The organism is Lysinibacillus sp. F12, assembly GCF_057773605.1.
This window is the reverse complement of record NZ_JBYMLP010000001.1, coordinates 755,928-774,422: the sequence shown is the minus strand read 5'-3', so window position 1 is coordinate 774,422 and position 18,495 is coordinate 755,928. Positions and strand designations below refer to the sequence as shown.

The 18,495-nt window shown below is 36.9% G+C and carries 25 protein-coding genes; 22 read left to right on the top strand and 3 right to left on the bottom strand.

The window, feature by feature from the left end:
- Positions 1–231: 231 nt before the first annotated feature.
- The 3 genes from AC3CH7_RS03975 to AC3CH7_RS03965 all read right to left on the bottom strand — a co-directional run bounded on the left by AC3CH7_RS03975 (position 232) and on the right by AC3CH7_RS03965 (position 2,463).
- On the bottom strand, positions 232–1,131 hold the full coding sequence (locus tag AC3CH7_RS03975; protein WP_012293463.1) for a hypothetical protein: 900 nt from the start codon (positions 1,129–1,131) through the stop codon (positions 232–234).
- 358 nt (positions 1,132–1,489) lie between these two features.
- Entirely contained in the window at positions 1,490–2,011 is a 522-nt protein-coding gene (locus tag AC3CH7_RS03970; RefSeq protein WP_488381590.1) for an ImmA/IrrE family metallo-endopeptidase, read from the bottom strand.
- A 95-nt stretch (positions 2,012–2,106) separates the two neighbouring features.
- The gene (locus tag AC3CH7_RS03965; protein ID WP_012293465.1) at positions 2,107–2,463 is read right to left on the bottom strand and encodes a helix-turn-helix domain-containing protein; all 357 of its coding nucleotides are present in this window, start codon (positions 2,461–2,463) and stop codon (positions 2,107–2,109) included.
- 160 nt (positions 2,464–2,623) lie between these two features.
- Here AC3CH7_RS03965 and AC3CH7_RS03960 point away from each other — a divergent pair, with 160 nt between their 5' ends.
- The 22 genes from AC3CH7_RS03960 to AC3CH7_RS03855 all read left to right on the top strand — a co-directional run bounded on the left by AC3CH7_RS03960 (position 2,624) and on the right by AC3CH7_RS03855 (position 18,128).
- The gene (locus AC3CH7_RS03960; protein WP_031419160.1) at positions 2,624–2,917 is read left to right on the top strand and encodes a helix-turn-helix transcriptional regulator; all 294 of its coding nucleotides are present in this window, start codon (positions 2,624–2,626) and stop codon (positions 2,915–2,917) included.
- A gap of 326 nt (positions 2,918–3,243) precedes the next feature.
- Positions 3,244–4,266 (top strand): DnaD domain protein, encoded by a 1,023-nt coding sequence (locus AC3CH7_RS03955; RefSeq protein WP_488381589.1) that lies wholly within the window; start codon positions 3,244–3,246, stop codon positions 4,264–4,266.
- Between the two features lie 191 nt (positions 4,267–4,457).
- Positions 4,458–4,877, top strand: a complete 420-nt coding sequence (locus tag AC3CH7_RS03950; protein WP_227256917.1) for a hypothetical protein — start codon at positions 4,458–4,460, stop codon at positions 4,875–4,877.
- Positions 4,878–5,673: 796 nt separating this feature from the next.
- Positions 5,674–6,132, top strand: coding sequence for a phage tail terminator family protein (locus tag AC3CH7_RS03945; RefSeq protein WP_012293469.1), 459 nt, complete (start codon positions 5,674–5,676; stop codon positions 6,130–6,132).
- Positions 6,104–6,316, top strand: coding sequence for a hypothetical protein (locus tag AC3CH7_RS03940; protein ID WP_139015320.1), 213 nt, complete (start codon positions 6,104–6,106; stop codon positions 6,314–6,316). The genes AC3CH7_RS03945 and AC3CH7_RS03940 overlap by 29 nt, the downstream gene beginning before the upstream one ends.
- 1 nt (position 6,317) lies before the next feature.
- Positions 6,318–7,640, top strand: coding sequence for a phage tail sheath family protein (locus tag AC3CH7_RS03935; protein WP_197223885.1), 1,323 nt, complete (start codon positions 6,318–6,320; stop codon positions 7,638–7,640).
- A gap of 15 nt (positions 7,641–7,655) precedes the next feature.
- On the top strand, positions 7,656–8,171 hold the full coding sequence (locus AC3CH7_RS03930) for a phage tail tube protein (RefSeq protein WP_012293472.1): 516 nt from the start codon (positions 7,656–7,658) through the stop codon (positions 8,169–8,171).
- Between the two features lie 60 nt (positions 8,172–8,231).
- Complete coding sequence (locus AC3CH7_RS03925) at positions 8,232–8,666, top strand: phage tail assembly chaperone (RefSeq protein WP_012293473.1); 435 nt, start codon at positions 8,232–8,234, stop codon at positions 8,664–8,666.
- 29 nt (positions 8,667–8,695) lie between these two features.
- Positions 8,696–8,860 carry a hypothetical protein gene (locus AC3CH7_RS03920; RefSeq protein WP_008174525.1) on the top strand — a complete coding sequence of 55 codons (165 nt, stop codon included), beginning with the start codon at positions 8,696–8,698 and terminating at the stop codon, positions 8,858–8,860.
- 214 nt (positions 8,861–9,074) lie between these two features.
- Positions 9,075–10,997: a phage tail tape measure protein gene (locus AC3CH7_RS03915; RefSeq protein ID WP_488381588.1), complete on the top strand. Its 1,923-nt coding sequence runs from the start codon at positions 9,075–9,077 to the stop codon at positions 10,995–10,997.
- Positions 10,990–11,670 carry a LysM peptidoglycan-binding domain-containing protein gene (locus AC3CH7_RS03910; RefSeq protein WP_036167579.1) on the top strand — a complete coding sequence of 227 codons (681 nt, stop codon included), beginning with the start codon at positions 10,990–10,992 and terminating at the stop codon, positions 11,668–11,670. Before AC3CH7_RS03915 ends, AC3CH7_RS03910 begins: the two co-directional genes overlap by 8 nt.
- Positions 11,663–12,625: an XkdQ/YqbQ family protein gene (locus AC3CH7_RS03905; RefSeq protein ID WP_243432660.1), complete on the top strand. Its 963-nt coding sequence runs from the start codon at positions 11,663–11,665 to the stop codon at positions 12,623–12,625. The genes AC3CH7_RS03910 and AC3CH7_RS03905 overlap by 8 nt, the downstream gene beginning before the upstream one ends.
- 1 nt (position 12,626) lies before the next feature.
- Positions 12,627–12,941 (top strand): DUF2577 domain-containing protein, encoded by a 315-nt coding sequence (locus AC3CH7_RS03900; RefSeq protein WP_012293477.1) that lies wholly within the window; start codon positions 12,627–12,629, stop codon positions 12,939–12,941.
- A complete protein-coding gene (locus AC3CH7_RS03895; protein ID WP_012293478.1) occupies positions 12,941–13,345 on the top strand; it encodes a DUF2634 domain-containing protein in 405 nt (134 codons plus the stop codon). The genes AC3CH7_RS03900 and AC3CH7_RS03895 overlap by 1 nt, the downstream gene beginning before the upstream one ends.
- Positions 13,345–14,430, top strand: coding sequence for a baseplate J/gp47 family protein (locus tag AC3CH7_RS03890; protein WP_012293479.1), 1,086 nt, complete (start codon positions 13,345–13,347; stop codon positions 14,428–14,430). Before AC3CH7_RS03895 ends, AC3CH7_RS03890 begins: the two co-directional genes overlap by 1 nt.
- Positions 14,423–14,971, top strand: a complete 549-nt coding sequence (locus AC3CH7_RS03885) for a putative phage tail protein (protein WP_207889729.1) — start codon at positions 14,423–14,425, stop codon at positions 14,969–14,971. The genes AC3CH7_RS03890 and AC3CH7_RS03885 overlap by 8 nt, the downstream gene beginning before the upstream one ends.
- Positions 14,971–16,293 (top strand): glycine-rich domain-containing protein, encoded by a 1,323-nt coding sequence (locus AC3CH7_RS03880; RefSeq protein WP_332289083.1) that lies wholly within the window; start codon positions 14,971–14,973, stop codon positions 16,291–16,293. The genes AC3CH7_RS03885 and AC3CH7_RS03880 overlap by 1 nt, the downstream gene beginning before the upstream one ends.
- A 21-nt stretch (positions 16,294–16,314) precedes the next feature.
- Entirely contained in the window at positions 16,315–16,650 is a 336-nt protein-coding gene (locus AC3CH7_RS03875) for a hypothetical protein (RefSeq protein ID WP_332289081.1), read from the top strand.
- On the top strand, positions 16,650–16,760 hold the full coding sequence (locus AC3CH7_RS03870; RefSeq protein ID WP_196764891.1) for a CD1375 family protein: 111 nt from the start codon (positions 16,650–16,652) through the stop codon (positions 16,758–16,760). The genes AC3CH7_RS03875 and AC3CH7_RS03870 overlap by 1 nt, the downstream gene beginning before the upstream one ends.
- Positions 16,761–16,884: 124 nt before the next feature.
- Positions 16,885–17,130 (top strand): hemolysin XhlA family protein, encoded by a 246-nt coding sequence (locus AC3CH7_RS03865; protein WP_012293483.1) that lies wholly within the window; start codon positions 16,885–16,887, stop codon positions 17,128–17,130.
- Positions 17,131–17,142: 12 nt separating this feature from the next.
- Positions 17,143–17,409: a phage holin family protein gene (locus AC3CH7_RS03860; protein WP_031419177.1), complete on the top strand. Its 267-nt coding sequence runs from the start codon at positions 17,143–17,145 to the stop codon at positions 17,407–17,409.
- A complete protein-coding gene (locus tag AC3CH7_RS03855) occupies positions 17,406–18,128 on the top strand; it encodes a peptidoglycan recognition protein family protein (RefSeq protein WP_488381587.1) in 723 nt (240 codons plus the stop codon). Before AC3CH7_RS03860 ends, AC3CH7_RS03855 begins: the two co-directional genes overlap by 4 nt.
- Positions 18,129–18,495 lie beyond the last annotated feature (367 nt).

The following is an 18,495-nucleotide window of genomic DNA, read 5'->3' as shown; positions in this document are numbered from 1 at the left end:
TAACGGACTTTTTTGCAAGCGAGTAATCATTATATTAATAAGTTTTTGCACCGCAGGAAAATACAATGCCCATTTTAGACAAAAAAGCAGTCGCTAACTATATGTATGGAATAGCCATCTAGGTCTCATATAGAATTAGGAGATCAGATTGAGAATAGGTAATTTCCTCGTTAAAAAAGAACATGATTGTGACTTTTTAATTAGTCTCATTCATGTTCTAATAAATTTGGATTATTTTTCATAATATTCGCTCAACGCAACTTCCAAGCGTTCTTCTAAATGCGTTGAAATATAATTTAAAACAAATTGTTCTTTTTCCATGTCAATTTGAGAAGATCTGAACATCCTTTTGAAAAAACTAACTTGGTTGTTCATTGAAAATTGCTGTAATGCTTCCGTACGTAAAGTAGAAACGATTTCATTTTCGATATGACGCTCTCTAATTTTTTGTACAATGTCCTTGACACTATTTTCTTGCAGCTCGGTAATCTGTTGCTGGAGATTTTCATTCTCCTCTTTTAGTTCTGCTGTTTCTTTTTGAATTTCCTCAAACTGAAGAGTAGAATCGGAGGATAATCGTTGAATATTCTCTGCAAGAAATTCCTGATTAATGTTAACTTGTAACGTCCCATGCTTCTCATTCGGCAAAATCTGAAAGAGTCCTGTTTGAATCATTTGCTGTAGGACATTCCCAAGAACATCAATTTTATGAGATAAATCTCCGGAATCCATGGTCGTAGCTGTAATTTGATGCTTTAACAGTTGACCATTATCATCAATACCAAGCAATAATTTTATACCCTTCACACGATATTCATCCTTTAATAATAAAATCATTCTTAGCCTTAATATAGCTGGCAAATCTAAGCGAATATTACCATTTACATTCGGTGTAGCATTGTCAAAAATGTACTGTTCAAACGGTTTCAAATAGTAGCGAAGCATGGCATCTGTAATATCAAACCAGCCAGCGATTTCTGCTATCGTATAGTGATTTGTTTCATCGATGTCTGCCAAATATTCATCATTGTATAGGCTCTCCTCTAAAGGCGTATGCTGTAGCGCAACAAACAATGGGTCATCTTGCACAATTCCAAGTACCATTTCTTTTGCATCATTTACTTTAAGCATCCTTTCACACCCCACTTTATTTTTCCCATAACAAAATGTTTTCTATATAGGTTTCTATTCGATTGGCAGCAATTGTATGCCTAATTTAAGTAGGAAATAATCATTAGAACAATGTACCTTCTAACCTTTTATGACTCTTTTGAAAAAAAAATTCGTCCTAAGTGGAGATGTGTGGGGGATAGAGGAGAGGGGACTATTAAATGGGCCCCCTCCATTTTTAGACTAATATCCAATCATAAAATACTGGTCAAGTTTCCAATGCTTCGGTATACACAATGAAGCAAAGTTAGGCTGGTTTCATTAATGCAAAAAATTTTCCTTCCTAATTGGAAAGTAGCCGTCTATCGAAATAATCATCCTAGATCGTATGATTATTATTTCCATACTTTTTTAGAGTGTTAGCATCTAATTCATGTATAAATTTATTGTTTTTATATTGTTCTAATCTTTTATAAGCGAGGTCCCGTTCAACATTGAATAGCTCTTGAATTAATTGAATGGCTTTATCCTCATTTCTTGGTAAGGTTATGTTATTTAACATAAATGTTGGTACACATGCTTGTACCATAAAATTATTAGCCTTCCACTCTTGATACTCAATCCATGAATAGGGCATTTTCTCCTGGCTGCCACAATGTAATAAAACATGACAAAGCTCATGGCAAAAATCCTGCCACAGCTGTTTAGGTGATAGGTCTTGATTTAAAAAAATATAAGCTCTTCCACCCAAAAACAAAACTTGACTAGGATTATCCCAGAAATATAGTAAAATACCTAGCCTGCATGCAATTTCATTAACATCTAGCTGATGTGGTAATAAAATTCCTATTTTCGTATAAAGGCTTTCAATAAAATCTTCAGTGTATGTAGTATTTGACATAAAATCATCCCCAAACTCTATGTAATGAAACGTATGTTCTTATTTATTTTATAATAAAACCCCACTTCTAGGAAGAAGGGCTAAAAACATACATCTTATTTCTTTTCATGTTTGATAATTTCCCAAATATCACGTAAACGACGAACGGTTTCTTCATCTGATTTAGGAAGCTCTTTATAAAAAACCTGCAACTCTGGATCGTTCGCAAATGCATGAAAAGCTGCCTCGTCTTTATCAAAAGGTTGTTTTTCATCTGTTTCACATAATATATACGCTACACTTACATCGTATTTTTCTGCTAACTTTTGAACACTTCCTATGGAAATTTCGTTGCGGCCTTGTTCATAATAACCGTACGCACTTTCCGAAATACTTAAGAATTTGGCAACATCTGCTTGCGTTAATTTAGCTTCTTTCCTTAACTCTTTAAGCCTTTGCGATACATTAGACATGACATGATTACACCTCACTTAAATATATAGTTTAATTATACAACAATTTGTTGGGTTTATAGCCAATTAAAAATAAAAAACAACAAAAAATCTAGTTTTTGTTTGACTGACAACTTTTTGTTGGGTATTATTAAGACAACAAAAAGTTGGGGGTGCGATTTTGAAAACAACAAATCGTCGGTTAATACTTATAAAGGCTAGAAAACAAAATAATTGGTCACAGAAAAATGTTGTGGAAAAACTTGATAAATCAATAGGTATTACTATTAGTGAAAGCTATTATGGAATGATTGAGCAAGGAGTACGCACACCTTCTTTAGAAGTAGCATTAGCAATTTCTGAACTATTTGAAATGGAACCATCCCAAATTTTTTTACGTAACAAGACAACTAAATGTTGTGTTTGTAAGGAGACCAAAAGAAAATTTATATATCAATCCATTGCAAGCTTTTAACCATCATAATTTAAACGTTCCAATTGTTGAATGAGTAATAACAAGCCCCGGACTTGTACGGAGTTAGCGCTAACTAATATGACTGAAATAATTATTCTTTAGAATAAGGACCAGTCTCAATTCAATGTAGGTCGTTAGAATAAATATTGTCAATGAATATGGATTTTATGAGAAATAAACTCGGTATCCCTTCAAACGGGGCAGTCTTACTTTTCAAATAAGCTTTTGGACAAGGTGGATCATTTGAGTAATACAAAAACTAAAAAAAGCATTTTATACGAGCTAGACATCAAAGAATTACTTATACGAATGAGGGGCGAACGCAAATGGCTAAATTTAGGCATGTACACACAACATTTTGGGATGATGGCTTTGTATTAGATCTTACACCAGAGGAGAAATACTTCTATCTATATTTGATGACAAACGGTAACACAACTCAATGTGGCATTTACGAATTACCATATAGAGTCATAGAAATGCATACCGGCTATAACCGTGAAACTGTACAAAAATTATTACAAAGATTCTTTGAATACGGGAAAATCTCTTACAACGAATTAACAAAGGAAATCATGTTGATTAACTGGGCGAAATACAACTTTATCAATTCTCCTAAAGTCAAAAAATGTATCGAAAAAGAGCTTCTTGCCGTTAAACATATCCCTTTTGTTAGGAGCTATGTTACTTCATTAGAACAGTTAGGATACAGTATCGATACCGTATGTATATGGTTAAATAAGCTGAATGAGCAAAAAGAGTCTAATGATAGTAATAATAAAGATTCGATACCCTATCCATACCCTATCGATAGACCTTCTAAAGACTGTAGGGAAGAAGAAAAACAACAAGAAAAAATAAAAGAAAAAGAAAAAGAAACAACAGAGTGTGAAGATAGTCAGTCGACAGTCACTAACGAACAATTAATTTTTTTAACTAAATTCTATGATGAAAACATCCAAAAAGCTTCTAGTTATATTTGCGAATGTATAGAACATATGGCATGTGAAAATAATCCAGTCCTTGTTTATGAGGCTATGAAAATTGCGGTGCTACAGCAACCAAACAAACCAATTCAGTATATAGAGCGTATTTTAGTAAACTGGCGAACAGATTTAATAACGAATGATGGGCAACTAAAGGCTAAGGAACAAAGGGAGATAAACAAGAGACAGCAATCCTTCCCTTATTCTTATCAAAAGTCTCTTGGCCGAAGAGAAATAGTGCCAGAATGGTTTGATAAGCGTAATGATAAAGTAGAGCACCCAATACCATCTACTGAAACTAATAACAGCGCGATAGATTTTGAGGCCGAGAGACAAAAAGTTTTAGAAATGCTTGGCAAATAAAAATGTGAGCCATTGCTAATAAATGTAATTTCGTAAGTTTGGTGGTCAAGGATGAACTAGCACTTAAAAACCAAAAGGGGATTTTGAGGATGGGTGGTTGATATTTATTTAGCACAAGGGTAAGTACTTAACGGTTAATGACGGAATGATAGAGCAGAGAGAATTGAAAAGATACATAGGAGGGCAAAGCTATGATAATAGAGAAAATACCACTAAATCGTTACCAACTAGACAAGGCAATTAAAAAGTACAATGACAATATGCGTAAGTACATGAGAATGAAGGAAGAATTAGAATCATTGACAGCTGTGGCTTCTACAACCAAGTATGGCTTTGAGGCAGCAATGCCAAAAGCTATTGGAAGAGCGAGTGACCCAGTTCATGCACATGTTCAGATGAGGGCTTTACGTGAGGAGCGTATGAACAAGATTAAAGATGAGCTACTATTAGTTCAAAATTTAGCTGACAAGGTTACAGGCGACCTTGAACTGGAAGTCCTTTTCTGGTTACTAGAGGGTATGCCATTTCGCTGGATTGGAGCAAATCTGAATATGAGTCATACTAGTGTACAACGTGTGCGTGAAAGAATTTTAGATATGATGCTGAAGTAACCTAAGGGTTACTTCTTTTTTTATAATCCTTTAAATAATTTGCTCAAGAAATCCATTTCGTATCGGTTGTTTAATACTCGTATTCACTGAAGTGCGAGTACAAAGCTTTACTAGACAAAAATACATATTAAAACACAAGGGAATTCTAAAACAAATAGAAGATTCTATACCTCCAAAAGTTCTTGATTAAATCTAAAGGTAGAAGAATTGCTTGGTAAGATTTTTTTAATTGCCAAATGTTCCAAGTGTGACAGATGTTCCAAACGTTCCAAATATATCATTTTAAGTAACTGATAGTGTAAACTTGGAAGTAGGACGACGAGGTAAGGATTTCCCCTTTTGAAATTTATAACATCATAAATTAACAAGAGTGAGACCGTCGACCGATCAATATGTCCCATAAGCTTGGGTGAGGCATAAATAAGCTGTTTTATTTTTTAGAGATTAGTTATCGGATCTCCAGGAATATAACAGGCAAAAGAGGGAGTGGTTTCAGTTGAAAGATTTGTAAAACAAAGCTAAGTGGGCAAGGGTAGTAGCTATAGACATCTCATCAGTTCCATAAGAACAAAACGTATTCTAAGCAATCAATTGCAAAGGAGACTATGCGAAATGGTTCACATTCAAGTAAAAGTAAAATGACGCTTTCCTATTCGGTATAAGGGAAGGCGTTTTTTAGTTGGAGAAGAAAAAACGATTCACAAATCAAGGTTGGATCGATTGGATGAGCTGAAGCTTAAATAATCAAAACACCTGAGCTCATATTTACTAACGAACTTGTTGAAGGAGGCTTTGGATGGAAATTTATGATATTCAAAATGCTTTATCTATTAAGCTTCACGAAGCTTTCGGAGCGGAATATAAAAAATATATAGATGAAGTGCCGCAGGAGTTTCATACGCCTGCTTTTTTAATTCAGTTTTTGAGCTTAGAGCATATCCGACAAATAGGTGGTCGATGGAAAGTAACAGCAAAGTTTAATGTAAAGTACTTCCCTGAAAATGGCATATCTGAGGCGGCTAATATGACTTTGAAGGTTCAACAAGTAATAAAAGAAATAACGCTGTTAAATGGTTCACTACTGCTTGGTACCGGAGCAACTAGCGAAGTTATTGAAGGCATTGGCAATAATTTTATTCAATTTAATTTCTTCTTACAAGAAAATGAAGAAAATACTTTTATGGGGTCATTAGATCATTATATGCACAAAGAAGAGGTGGTTTCAGTTGGCAAAAGCAATTCAGAAGAAGGTTGAGTTGAAGGAAAGCAAAAACGTAATTTTTTCAAAATTACCTGAATTTACAAAAGATCAACTTTTAAAAAGTCAAAAATATTTATATCGCCGTGATGCATTAAACGCATTACTAGATTCAAGTAAAACTTATTCATTCGCTCAAGTGGATGAAATATTAAAGAAATTCGATAAGGGAGGTAATTAATATGGCGTTAGGTGGAGGAGTATTTTTATCACAAAACAAAGTATTACCAGGAAAATATCACAATTTTATTAGCGCTACTCGTGCATTTGTAAATCTAAGCAATCGTGGTTATGTTGGTTTGCCAATTGCACTTGACTGGGGCGTAGATGGTGAAGTATTTGCTGTAACACAAGAGGATTTACGAAAGGATTCACGCAAAATTTTTGGTTATGAATATATGGACTCAAAAATGAAAGGTATCCGTGATGTATTTAAAAATGCGGTCACGGTTTATTTTTACAAACTTGCGGTGGATGCAGAGGCAGCGACAAATGATTTTGCAACAGCTAAGTACAAAGGTGCTCGAGGGAATGATATTACGATTGTCATTCAGGCAAATATTGATGAGCCATCGAAATTCGATGTTAAAACATTACTTGCTAATGTGTTAGTAGACGAGCAAATGGCAGTAGCGACTGCTACAGACTTAATCGCCAATGATTTTGTCGTGTTTAAACCGAATGCACCTCTAGCTGTTACAGCTGGTACAGCATTAGCTGGAGGATCCAATGGCTTAGCTATTACTGGAGGTGCACATCAAGAGGCACTAGACGCTTTAGAAGCATACGGGTTCAATATTCTAGGCTGCTTGTCCTCCGAAGGTTCAATTAAATCGCTGTATGTTGAATATACAAAGCGTATTCGTGACCAAATCGGTGGTAAATTCCAACTTGTAGGTCATAAACTTGGCAGTACTAACCATGAAGGTATTATTGATGTACAAAACGATACTATCGGACCGGAAGAAGAAGTATTTGGTGCCGTATATTGGGTGTCTGGTGCTCAAGCTGGGGTGGCTGTCAATAAATCAAATACTAATAAAAAATACGAGGGTGAATTTACACTTGATATGTCTGAAACAAAGACACAGTCACATCTCTCAACTTTATTAAAGGCTGGCAAATATTTGTTACATCGTGTTGGTGATGAAATTCGTGTACTTGAAGATGTGAATACCTTTACTTCATTTTCGGATGATAAGAACGAGGACTTCAGCTTGAATCAAGTCATTCGTGTACTTGATCAGCTTGCGATTGATACAGCTCAATTATTTAATACTCGTTATTTAGGTCAGGTGCCAAATGATCAAGATGGTCGCATTTCCTTATGGAATGACATTGGTAGTCATCGAATGGAAATGCAACGTATTCGAGCTATCCAAAATTACAACAAGGATGAACTAACGGTAGCACAAGGTAATTCAAAGAAAGCTGTTGTAGTAAATGAAGTCGTGATTCCTACGGTTGCGATGTCACAACTTTACATTACAACAACAGTAGCATAAAGGGAGGGCAAACAGATGAAATCAAACAAAACATTAATTCCAATGAATTTACAGTATTTTGCGGATGCTACAATGCATGCTCGCAATGCCATTCATGGTGCTCAAGGTCGAGCATACGTGACGGTTGAAGGAAGTCGTTATTTATTTGCTCAATTAATTAATTTAGAAGCTCGTATGGATAAAACTAAAACGCAAGTTCCTATTATGGGGCGTGTAGCTAAAGGTAATAAGGCTACTGGAGCAGAATATACAGGCAGTGCTACATTCCACTTTAATACGTCAATATTCCGTAAGTTATTAAAGCGATACAAAGACACTGGGCAGGATATTTATTTTGATATCCAAGTGACTAACGAAGATGGGTCAGCGTCGGTAGGTCGTCAAACAACGATTCTGGTTGATTGTAATATGGATGGAGGTATCATCGCTGCATTAGATGCAGATGCGGAGTACTTAGAGGATTCTATTGATTTCACCTTCGAGGATTGGGATATGCCAGAAGAATTTACAACATTACAAGAAATGCTATAAAACGAGAGCTCATGATGTGGGCTCTTTTAAATATAAATAAAAAGGATATGGTGATTAATTATGTCAAACTTAACTGCATTTTTTGCACACAATAAAAAGCAAAATGAAAACATTAAGCATGCTATTTCAAAGAAATTCGTGGATGAACAAGGGAATCCAATTGAATGGGAGTTCGCGCCAATTTCGCCAGAACGAGACGAGGAATTAAAATCTGAATCTACTAAGCGTTCTATGATTATGCAAGGAAAGCGTAAGGGGCAGTATAATACTGATTTTGATCATTTTAAATACCAACGTTTATTAACTATTGAATCTATTGTATATCCTAATTTAAACGATAAAGAGCTACAGGATTCTTATGGTGTGATGGGGGCTGATGCTTTACTTGGTAAGATGCTGACAATTGGTGAAATTGCAGATGCCTCAGCGGTAGCACAGGAAGTTAATGGGTATCAAGCGGAACTAGAGGATATGGTTGAAGAAATAAAAAACTAATAGACGACGGTGATGGTGAAGCTAATATAATGCATTGGTGGGTGCATAAAATGCGTCGTCTTCCGTCTGAATATGTATCGCTATCCTTGGCGGATAAAGCTTGTATTATAGCGTCTCTACGGATTAAAATCGAGGAAGATAAGAAGCAAGAACGCGAGGCAAAACGAGGGTCTAAAAAAGGTAGAAAGCGTTAATAAGTAGCAAATTAGCCTACAGGGCTATCATTTATTTAATTTATGTCAATTTTGGAGTCTTGCAAATTCAATTATGCTGGAAAATTGAGTTGGAAACAATAGAAAACACATAGCTCTACTTAAGTTTAGGAAGAGTTAAAGTTTAAATTATTAAACAATAGCCATAAAAGCATCCTTCTCAAAGGATGCTTTTTTTATAAAGAGGTGAGAGTTCATGGCTACAATCCGTACGGCAATTCAAATTGATGATCGTTTAAGTAAATCAATTAAAGCCATGCATAATATGGTTTCCAGAATGGTTAATCAGTTGGAAGCTATGCATGCCGCTTCTGGGCAAATGATGGATATCTCTAGTGTTCAACTAGCTCAAAGAGAATTAGCTAAAACTGCTGAGCAATTTAACAGAGTTGAAATCGAAATTCGAAAAACTGATCACACCCTACAAAGTTTTAGCAACAATATTAGGGATGGTACTACAGCAGTTGGTGGATTATTAACTAAAATCAAGGAGATAGCAGGTAAATATTTAGATTTTCAAGTAGTTGGGAGAGTACTCTTGTCCAATGAAAATAACACCACATCAGGGTTAAATTTAATCAACAATGGTTTACAAACAACCGAGCAACCTTTAACACAAGCAATGGGAAGTGGAAACCTTCAAGGCCAGGATTTAAATAATGCATTTCAGTCTACGTCAAATGGTGTCCAAAATACTACGAATTACCTTAATGCTTTAATTGAGAAAATACGAGAAATAGCAAGTAGTGGTAAAATTTCTATGGCCGAGATAAGGAAAGCTGTCCTTGGTTTGGCTTTTGAGGGAATATTCGATGGGATTGTAAAAAGCGATCTTTTTAAGGAGCTCGTGCAAAATGCAGCTATTGCTATGGAGAAATTATCTTCAATTGTCTCGAGTACATTGAGTTTTTTTATACCCGATGGAAGTTTAAAAGATAGTTGGTCGTTTATAGTTCCTATAATAAGTACTGTTGCAGCAGCAATGTTGGTATACGAGTCTGCTTTACTACTAGTAAAAGCAGCAGAAATAGCCAGTACGATTTGGACTGGTCTAAGAACGCTTGCGATTGGATTATTAACGGCAACTACATGGACGAGTGTGTCTGCAACATCAGCCGCAACAGCTGCAGCATGGGGCTTAAATGCAGCGATAGCAGCCAATCCTATATTTATTTTAGTAATAGCCATTGTAATTCTTATTGGTCTTTTCTATTTAGCGGTAGCCGCTTTCAATTATTTTGCTGGGACATCGGTTAGTGCTACAGGAATAATAGCTGGGGCATTCATGGTGTTAGGATCAATGATTTATAATGTAATCGCCTATATGTGGAATATGTGGGCCTCTTATGTGGAATTTTTTGTGAATGTATGGAAAAACCCAATGTATTCGGTAAAGAAATTATTTTATAATCTAGCAACTAATATGTTAGATTTAATTATTTCAATGATTAGTGGATGGGATGGATTTGCTACAAGCTTTGTTAATGCTATTGTTGACGCAGTTAACTTTGCGATACAAGCTTGGAATTGGTTTGTGAAGCTATTACCAGAGAATATTTCATCTTCCGTAGGTTTAAAAGTGGGTACAGAGTATAGTCACCGAGAGTCCATTACAAGTGATCTAAAGGGTCTTAGAGGAATTTTGGATAACTGGGTTGGCGAAGCTCCTGATGATTATTGGGAAGCGCCCAAAATGGAATTTAAAGAATTAAGTAAGTCTTGGGATAAAGGATACAATTGGGGGGCCAATCTATTTCAATCAGGTGAAGAAAAAAGCAACAATATTAAAGATGATAAGATAAAAAATGACATTGAAAATGCGCTAGCGTTAGGTGACAAACTCGATAAAGGTAATGAGTTAGGTAAGAAAACAGCGGACAATACTGAGAAGGCAACGGAAGGTATTAAAATAATGAATGAGGATTTAAAGTATCTCCGTGATATAGCTGAACGTGAAGCAATCAATCGTTATACGACGGCAGAAATCAAAGTAGATATGAAAAATGAAAACCGAATTAGCAGTGAACTAGATATTGATGGCATTATTGATAGATTTGGTCAACGTGTTGAAGAAGTTTCAGGAATGCTAGCAGAAGGGGGTTCAATCGAAGATGTATAATTTTTTTCTAGATGGCTTACAGTTTCCTATCGCACCTTCCGAACTCACTCTGAAGATTAATGGCAGAAACGAAACTATAGTGTTAATGAATGAGGGAGAAGTAAATGTAATAAAAAAAACAGGACTAACGAATATAGATTTTGAGGTATTACTGCCCAACGTCAACTACCCATTTGCTGTTTATCCAAATGGTTTTCAACCAGCTTCATTTTACCTTAGTAAACTAAAAAAATTAAAAATCTCTGAAAAACCTTTTCGATTTCTCGTAAATCGTATGCTGCCTACAGGTAATTTATTATTTGACACAAACATGACTGTATCAATTGAGGATTATGAGATTAAGGAATCAGCCGATAATGGCTTTGATGTTATTGTACGAATCCAGTTAAAGCAATACAGGGAGTACGGCAATAAAAAAATCTACTTGAAACCAGCTACAAATAATAATGCAGGAAGTACAGCAAAGACCGCATCGAAAGCTGTAGTAGAGCAGAAGCGGCCAACTACAGGAAAAGAAACCCCAAAAACACATACTGTTAAAGCAGGAGAAACATTGTGGGCTATTGCTAAGAAGTACTTAGGTGATGGCTCTAAATACACCGAAATAGCAAAAATTAATAATATTAGCAATCCAAACGTAATTAAACCAGGGCAGGTGATAAAACTTGGCTAAATCAAAACTTTGTATCATGAGTAAGGCGCAACTATACGAATGTGCCGTAGAGGAAGGTATAGTGTGGGAAACACATCGAAAAGGCACTCCAGGAAAACTGACATTCAATGTAATTAAGGATGGTATGCTTAGCTTTCATGAGGGGGATGCAGTTACTTTCGAATATGACGGACACAAGATTTTCAAAGGTTTTGTCTTTACCAAGAAACGTTCGAATAACAGAATCATTACGGTTACTTGTTACGATCAACTTCGCTACTTTAAAAATAAAGATACTTATAGGTATGAGAATAAAACAGCTGCTCAAGTACTTAAAATAATTGCAAAGGACTTTAAGCTAAAGACCGGTACTATAGACGATACAAAGTATGTAATACCGTGTATGGTTGAAGATAATCAAGAACTGTTCACGGTTATGTCTAATGCCTTGGCTGAAACGACTCTTAATACTCAAAGGCTATTTGTGCTCTATGATGACTTTGGAGCTTTGAATTTACGTGAAGCTAAGGCGCTTCAAACCGATTTACTGATAGATGAAGAATCAGGTGAAACGTTTGAATATACTTCATCCATTGATGAAAACACGTATAACAAAATCAAGTTAGTACGTGAAAATAAAGAAACAGGTGAACGTGCTACTTACATGGCCGAAAGTGAAAGCAGGATGACCGATTGGGGTGTTCTTCAGTTAACAGATAAGTTCGATGAAGGGGTAAATGGCAAGGCTAAAGCAGAAAGCATGCTTAAGTTTTATAATCGTAAATCGAGAAAGCTACACATTAATAAAGTATTCGGTAATCCAATTGTACGTGGTGGTAGTCAGGTAGCAGTACTCTTGTATGTTGGTGACTTATCAGTGGCTAATTTCATGATGGTTGAAAGTGTGAGGCATACCTTCAAAGAATCTAATTATAGTATGGATTTAACGCTGATTGGCGGTGATTTCATTGCGTAGTATGGAGGATATTTTAAAAGAAATTCAAAAACTTGTGTTGGGAGTTCTGAATGCCCAAAAGCTCGCTACGGTTATTTATGGCAATGTATTAAGAGTAGATCCACTAGAAGTTCAAATTGATCAGAAATTGACTTTAAAAGAAGAACAATTGAAGCTCACCCGTGCTGTAATGGACTATGAAGTAGAGATGGGTGTAGATGGTGGACCAGAGCAGATATATAAAATCTATAACGGCTTAAATACGGGTGACAAGGTGACGATGATCCGCGTGCACGGTGGTCAACAATACTTAATCATAGACAAAGAGGTGATTTGATGATTCCACAGGCCATAAACGATGGACTGACATTCGATTTTGAGGAAGAAATTGAACCTTCTAAGACATTTAAAATAAATAACGAATTAGATCGCTGTTATGGCACCATTGATGAACTAGAGGCCATGAAACAAGCGATTTTTTTTATGCTTAATATCGAGCGTTACGATCATTTAATTTATAGTTGGAACACAGGTTTTGAAACCAATGATTTAATTGGCCAACCAACAGTATATGTTGCCAGCGAAGTAAAACAACGCATTCAAGAGGCTTTATTACAAGATGACCGCATTACGAATGTTGATTCATTTGAAGTAACAACCACTAAAAATAAAGTGCACGTTCAATACGTAGCCCACACCATTTTTGGTGAAATCACTGCAGAGAAAGAGGTGGATTATTAATGGTAGCAATTTTTGATTTAAATACTTCCTATGAGGATTTATTAGTTCAGAAACTTTCTAATGTACCAGCACAGGATAAACGAGAGACATCGTTGATTTATCAGGCAACAGCAGCCAATACTGCCGAGACAGCTCAAATTCTTTTTACATTGCTAAACTACGAAAATCAAATGTTCGCAGATACGGCCTCACGACAGAATTTAATAAGGCGGGCAGCTGAACGGGGACTTAGTCCAACACCTGCAACGAAAGCTATACGCAAAGGAGTATTCAATATCGATGTTCCCTTAGGTGCACGTTTTTCGCAGGAAGAATGCAACTACGTAGTCCTTGAAAAAATCGAAAAAGGTATTTTTAAGCTGGAGTGTGAAACCGTAGGTGAGATTGGAAATTTCGAGACAGGACAACTAATACCGATTGATTACATTGCAGGTCTTGAGACAGCACAGTTAACGGATTTGTTAATTCCAGGAGAGAACGAAGAAGATACAGAAGCTTTTAGATCGCGTTATTTCAATAGCTTTGAAAGTATTTCGTTTGGAGGGAACCGCGCCGATTACAAAGAGCGAGTTGGAAATATACCAGGGGTTGGAGGTGCACGTATCTACCGAGCAAAATATGGAGGTGGCACTGTTGGCGTTACGATTATTGACTCTACTTTTTCGAAACCATCCAATGAATTAGTGGGGTTAGTACAACAGTTGATGGATCCATTAGATGCGCAAGGTGACGGAGTTGGCCTTGCTCCTATTGATCACAACGTTACTATTTCGGCTGTCAATGAAACAACAGTAAATATCATATCAACAATTACCCTGCAATCTGGTTGGTTTTTTGAGGATGTAGAGAATGCTATCCAAGAGGTAATTGATGGATACTTTAAGGAGCTCGCAGAACTTTGGGCGTCGGCAGTTACAAAACAAGAAGATGAAGCAGGGCTGATTATTCGTATAAGCCAAATTGAAACACGGATTCTTGGTATTAATGGAGTCATCGATATAGCTAACACAATATTAAATGGTAAGGCAAGTAACCTGGAACTTGATAAAGAAGCAATACCAAAGAGGGGGACTATAAGTGGCTAGAAAAGTGGATGTTTTAAGCTACCTCCCTCCTATCCTTCACGAAATCAAGGAACTTCAAGAGATCGCATCACTTGAAAATCCATCATTAGAACGAGTATGGGAACTAACGGAATCGTTATTTAATAATCAATTTATCCTTACCCTAGATGAAAGTGGTGCCCATCGTTATGAGAGAATGCTTGGTTTAATTACTAATGAATCAGAAACACTAGAAACACGTCGTTTTCGCATTTTATCACGATATCAAGAACAAGCACCGTATAGTTTTCCCGTTCTGAAACAGCTACTTGATAGCCTACTAGGAGAGGGGAAATATGAGCTTACTCGCAGTTCATCTGAAAAGTGGGTACGTGTAAAGCTGGAGTTAACCGTGTCTCGAGAATTTGAAATTGTAGAGGTATTACTAGAGCGAGTAACTCCACAAAACATGTTGGTGTATGTGGAAATTAGATACATCCAACATAGTGCACTGGCGCGCTTTACACACGCTCAATTGGCCGCCTATACACATAAACAACTGAGAGAGGAAGTGTTATCGTAATGTCTACTGACACTGTTAATTATGGTTTTAAAAAGGATAATGAAGATGAGTTTTATAATGTAAATGTGGTTAACGATAATCTGGATAAGATTGATACAGAAATGAAACGTATTGAGGATGAATCAAAGGGTTTTGTCGAACAAGTGGCTGATAACACAGAAGCTATTGCCATTGTTAATACGAAGCTCGATACCCATATCAAAGATGATTTAGGGCATGTTCGTTATGGTGGTAGGGCTACAGGTCAAAACTCTTTAGCAATAACATTAGCAAACGTTCCAGTCGTAGACCGTAATGTCACTTTTCCAGTTCCTCAAACAGGATTCGCTTTCAGGTTTATAAAAAATGATGCCGCTAACGTTTCTAACGTTACGATACAAATACTGTACGCTGAGGGGAAAACATCTTTGTCGTATCCAATTTACGACAGTCAAGGTAAAAATTTAACCGCAGGAGCTTTAGCGACAGGTGGTCTGTATACAATAGCATTTAATGGTGCGGTTTTTTTCTTGCAGGGTAGTGGAAGTGGGGTGACAAGTCCAGAAACAAACAGAACTACTTTCAGTACACCTGGTACCCATTCTTGGGTAGTTCCCGAAAATGTAACGCGCATTGTTTATCGTGCATGGGGTGCGGGTGGTGGCGGCGGTGGTAACTGTCGATACTATCAAAGCATGGGTGGCGGTGGCGGTGGTGCCGGAGCATACATATCCGGATTCCTAAAAGTCACGCCGGGAACTACTCTAAGCATCTTAGTAGGTGAGGGAGGCACAGGCGGTTCGCCTAACACAGTGTCAGGTCAAGCCAACCTTATATACGCCGGAGTCGGCGGTTATAGTGGAGTAGTTGGCGGGTTCTATGCTTATGGCGGCGGTGGTGGAGCTACTCCCGAAAATAGGGCGGGTTACATTAATGGTGGCGCGGGCGCGGGTGCCACGTTGACAACTTCAGGCAGTAGTGGCGGTGTACTAAAAATCAACCCTTCTAAAAACGGAGGACCACAAGCCCCGGCGGCTATAGAAACTCAAATACGAGGCATTATAGCATCGTTTTCAGGCGGTGATGGTTGGTATACCGAAAATGGACAAGGTGGAGGCGGAGGCGGTGCGCCTTCTGACGGTGCTGGAGGTTTAGGGGGACCAACTATGCAAACAGGAAAGATATTCACAGAAGGCGCTAAAGGCGGCGTCGGTGGACCAATGGGTCAAAGTGGAGAGGTTGGAAATCGCGGCAGTGGAGGCGGTGGTGCAGGTGCATATAACGGTTCTGCATCACTTTTTGGCTCGCGAGGCGGGCATGGTTTTGTAGAAATCGTTTGGTAACCATAAAAAGGAGGGACGCACATGATTATCATTGATAATACAGAGGAAACAAAAGTCAAAGTATTAAGCGTGTTTTCGTTTGGAGAAATTGCGGTCGAGTATGACATGAGTACTTTTCCGCAACCTGAAAACATACCAGGTAAAACGCACGAAATGTTTTACGACAAGGAAACAAAGTCTGTATATTACGAGTACACTGATATTCCTAAAACAGCATTAGAACTATTACAAGAAGAGACACAACAACTGAAATTAGCGATAGCTGAATCAGCAGAGGTACAACAACGAGACAAAGTAGAGAATCAAATAGCCGTTGCTGAATTAGTGGAGACATTAACAAACAAGGAGGTTTTATAATGGCTAAACTATATTGGGATTTAATTAAAATGAATTTGCGAACAATCGATCAGGTGCCGTTGTTATGGCGAGAAGCTGTACAAGCATTACTTAATAGCGAAAACAAGTAAACGCAGCATAAGCTAGCGTTATTTTTTATGTGTTTTAAGCTATGAAAGCAATCGAGATGAACTACTGAATCTCGATACTTTTCATAGCTTTTTATTTGAATCAAAAGAGAAAAGGATTGATGTCATGGGAGATGAATTAATCAGAAATATTTATGAACGACTTGGAGGTATCGAGGCAAAAATTGATGATATTAGAGATATTCGTCAAACTGCGGATAACGCTAAGGATATCGCAGAGGAAGCATTAGCGAGTACTAAAAATGCTCACCATCGATTAAACAAAATTGATAAAATCGTTTGGTGGGTATCTACAACTATTATAGGCGCTGTTATTTTAGGATTGTTAACACTTGTTATCAAAACCTACTAGGGGGATCATACTATGGAATTTTTATATGATTATATTATTGAACAGGCGCTAATTGTAGTGCCTGTTTTATTGGTTATAGGACAGGTTTTAAAGAATACACCTAAAATGCAAGATTGGTTGATTCCCTATATTTTATTAGTAGTTGGGGTTACGTTTACAATCGGCTTGATGGGTTTCACTATGCAAAGTATTGTACAAGGGGTTCTTGTAAGTGGAGCTGCTGTTTTTAGCAATCAATTATATAAACAATACTCAGATAAAGAGGGTAATGGAAAATGAGTTATGTCATTGAAAAGCGCTTCATGTCAGGACTACCAAACTATGCTTTAACTGCAGTCAAATACGTCATTGCCCATGAATCGGGCAATGCAAATAATTGTGGCCCGAACGCTCTAGAAAATGAAATAACCTTTATGAATCGTAATAAAGCAAATGCCTTCACTTCCCATTGGGTAGGAGGTGGAGGACGTATTGTACAAATTGCCCCCGTGAATCGCGTGCAATATGGTTGTGGGCCAAAAGGGAATCCATTTAGCTTTGCCCAAGTAGAACTAGCTCGAACCAATAATAAGGAACAGTTTGAAAAAGATTACGCGGCTTATGTTTGGGTATTAAGGGAGCTTGCAAAAGATGCTGGAATCCCTACTATACTTGATGGTAGTGGCAATGGTATAAAGTCACACCGCTGGATCACAGATCATTTAAAAGGTACGACACATCGAGATCCATTTTCATATTTGATGAGCATGGGGATATCAGAGGGTCAATTTAAAAACGATATTTTGAATGGTATGGATATACCACAACAAATTGAAAAGGATGATGGTTGTATGAAATTTACAAATGAGACAACAAAAGCTGCAGTACGTGATTTAATCAAACAAACCGTAGACAAGAAATTAATAGACAAATCATGGCTAGATAAATTCGATGCGGGTACATTAACTGGCGGAGATTTTGAAGGATTAAAAATCATCATTACACAACGGAGCACTTAATAGCAGAAGCCTGTTACCTTAATTGCAAAAGGGCGTATGAATCCTTATTTTTGAAATATGAGGTGTTGTGGTTTCCAATTTGGATTCGATGAGAGACTGTATATCATATGAAGAATTTCGAAATAATTGGGTTGAAAACAACAGTGAATGGTTTAATGAGGATAAGAAATTGCAACATTGGAATTACAAGGATCCAATTCAAAAACAATCAAACTATCTAGTAAGAATTTAAAAAGACTGGGTCTCAAATTTTGAGCCTAGGTTTTTGTTTTTTATTATGAAATTCTTATATACAAGTTGCTGCAATCGTATTTTTTCTTTTATTTAACTTTAAATGTATAAATTACCTTGTAAAATAAGAACGTTT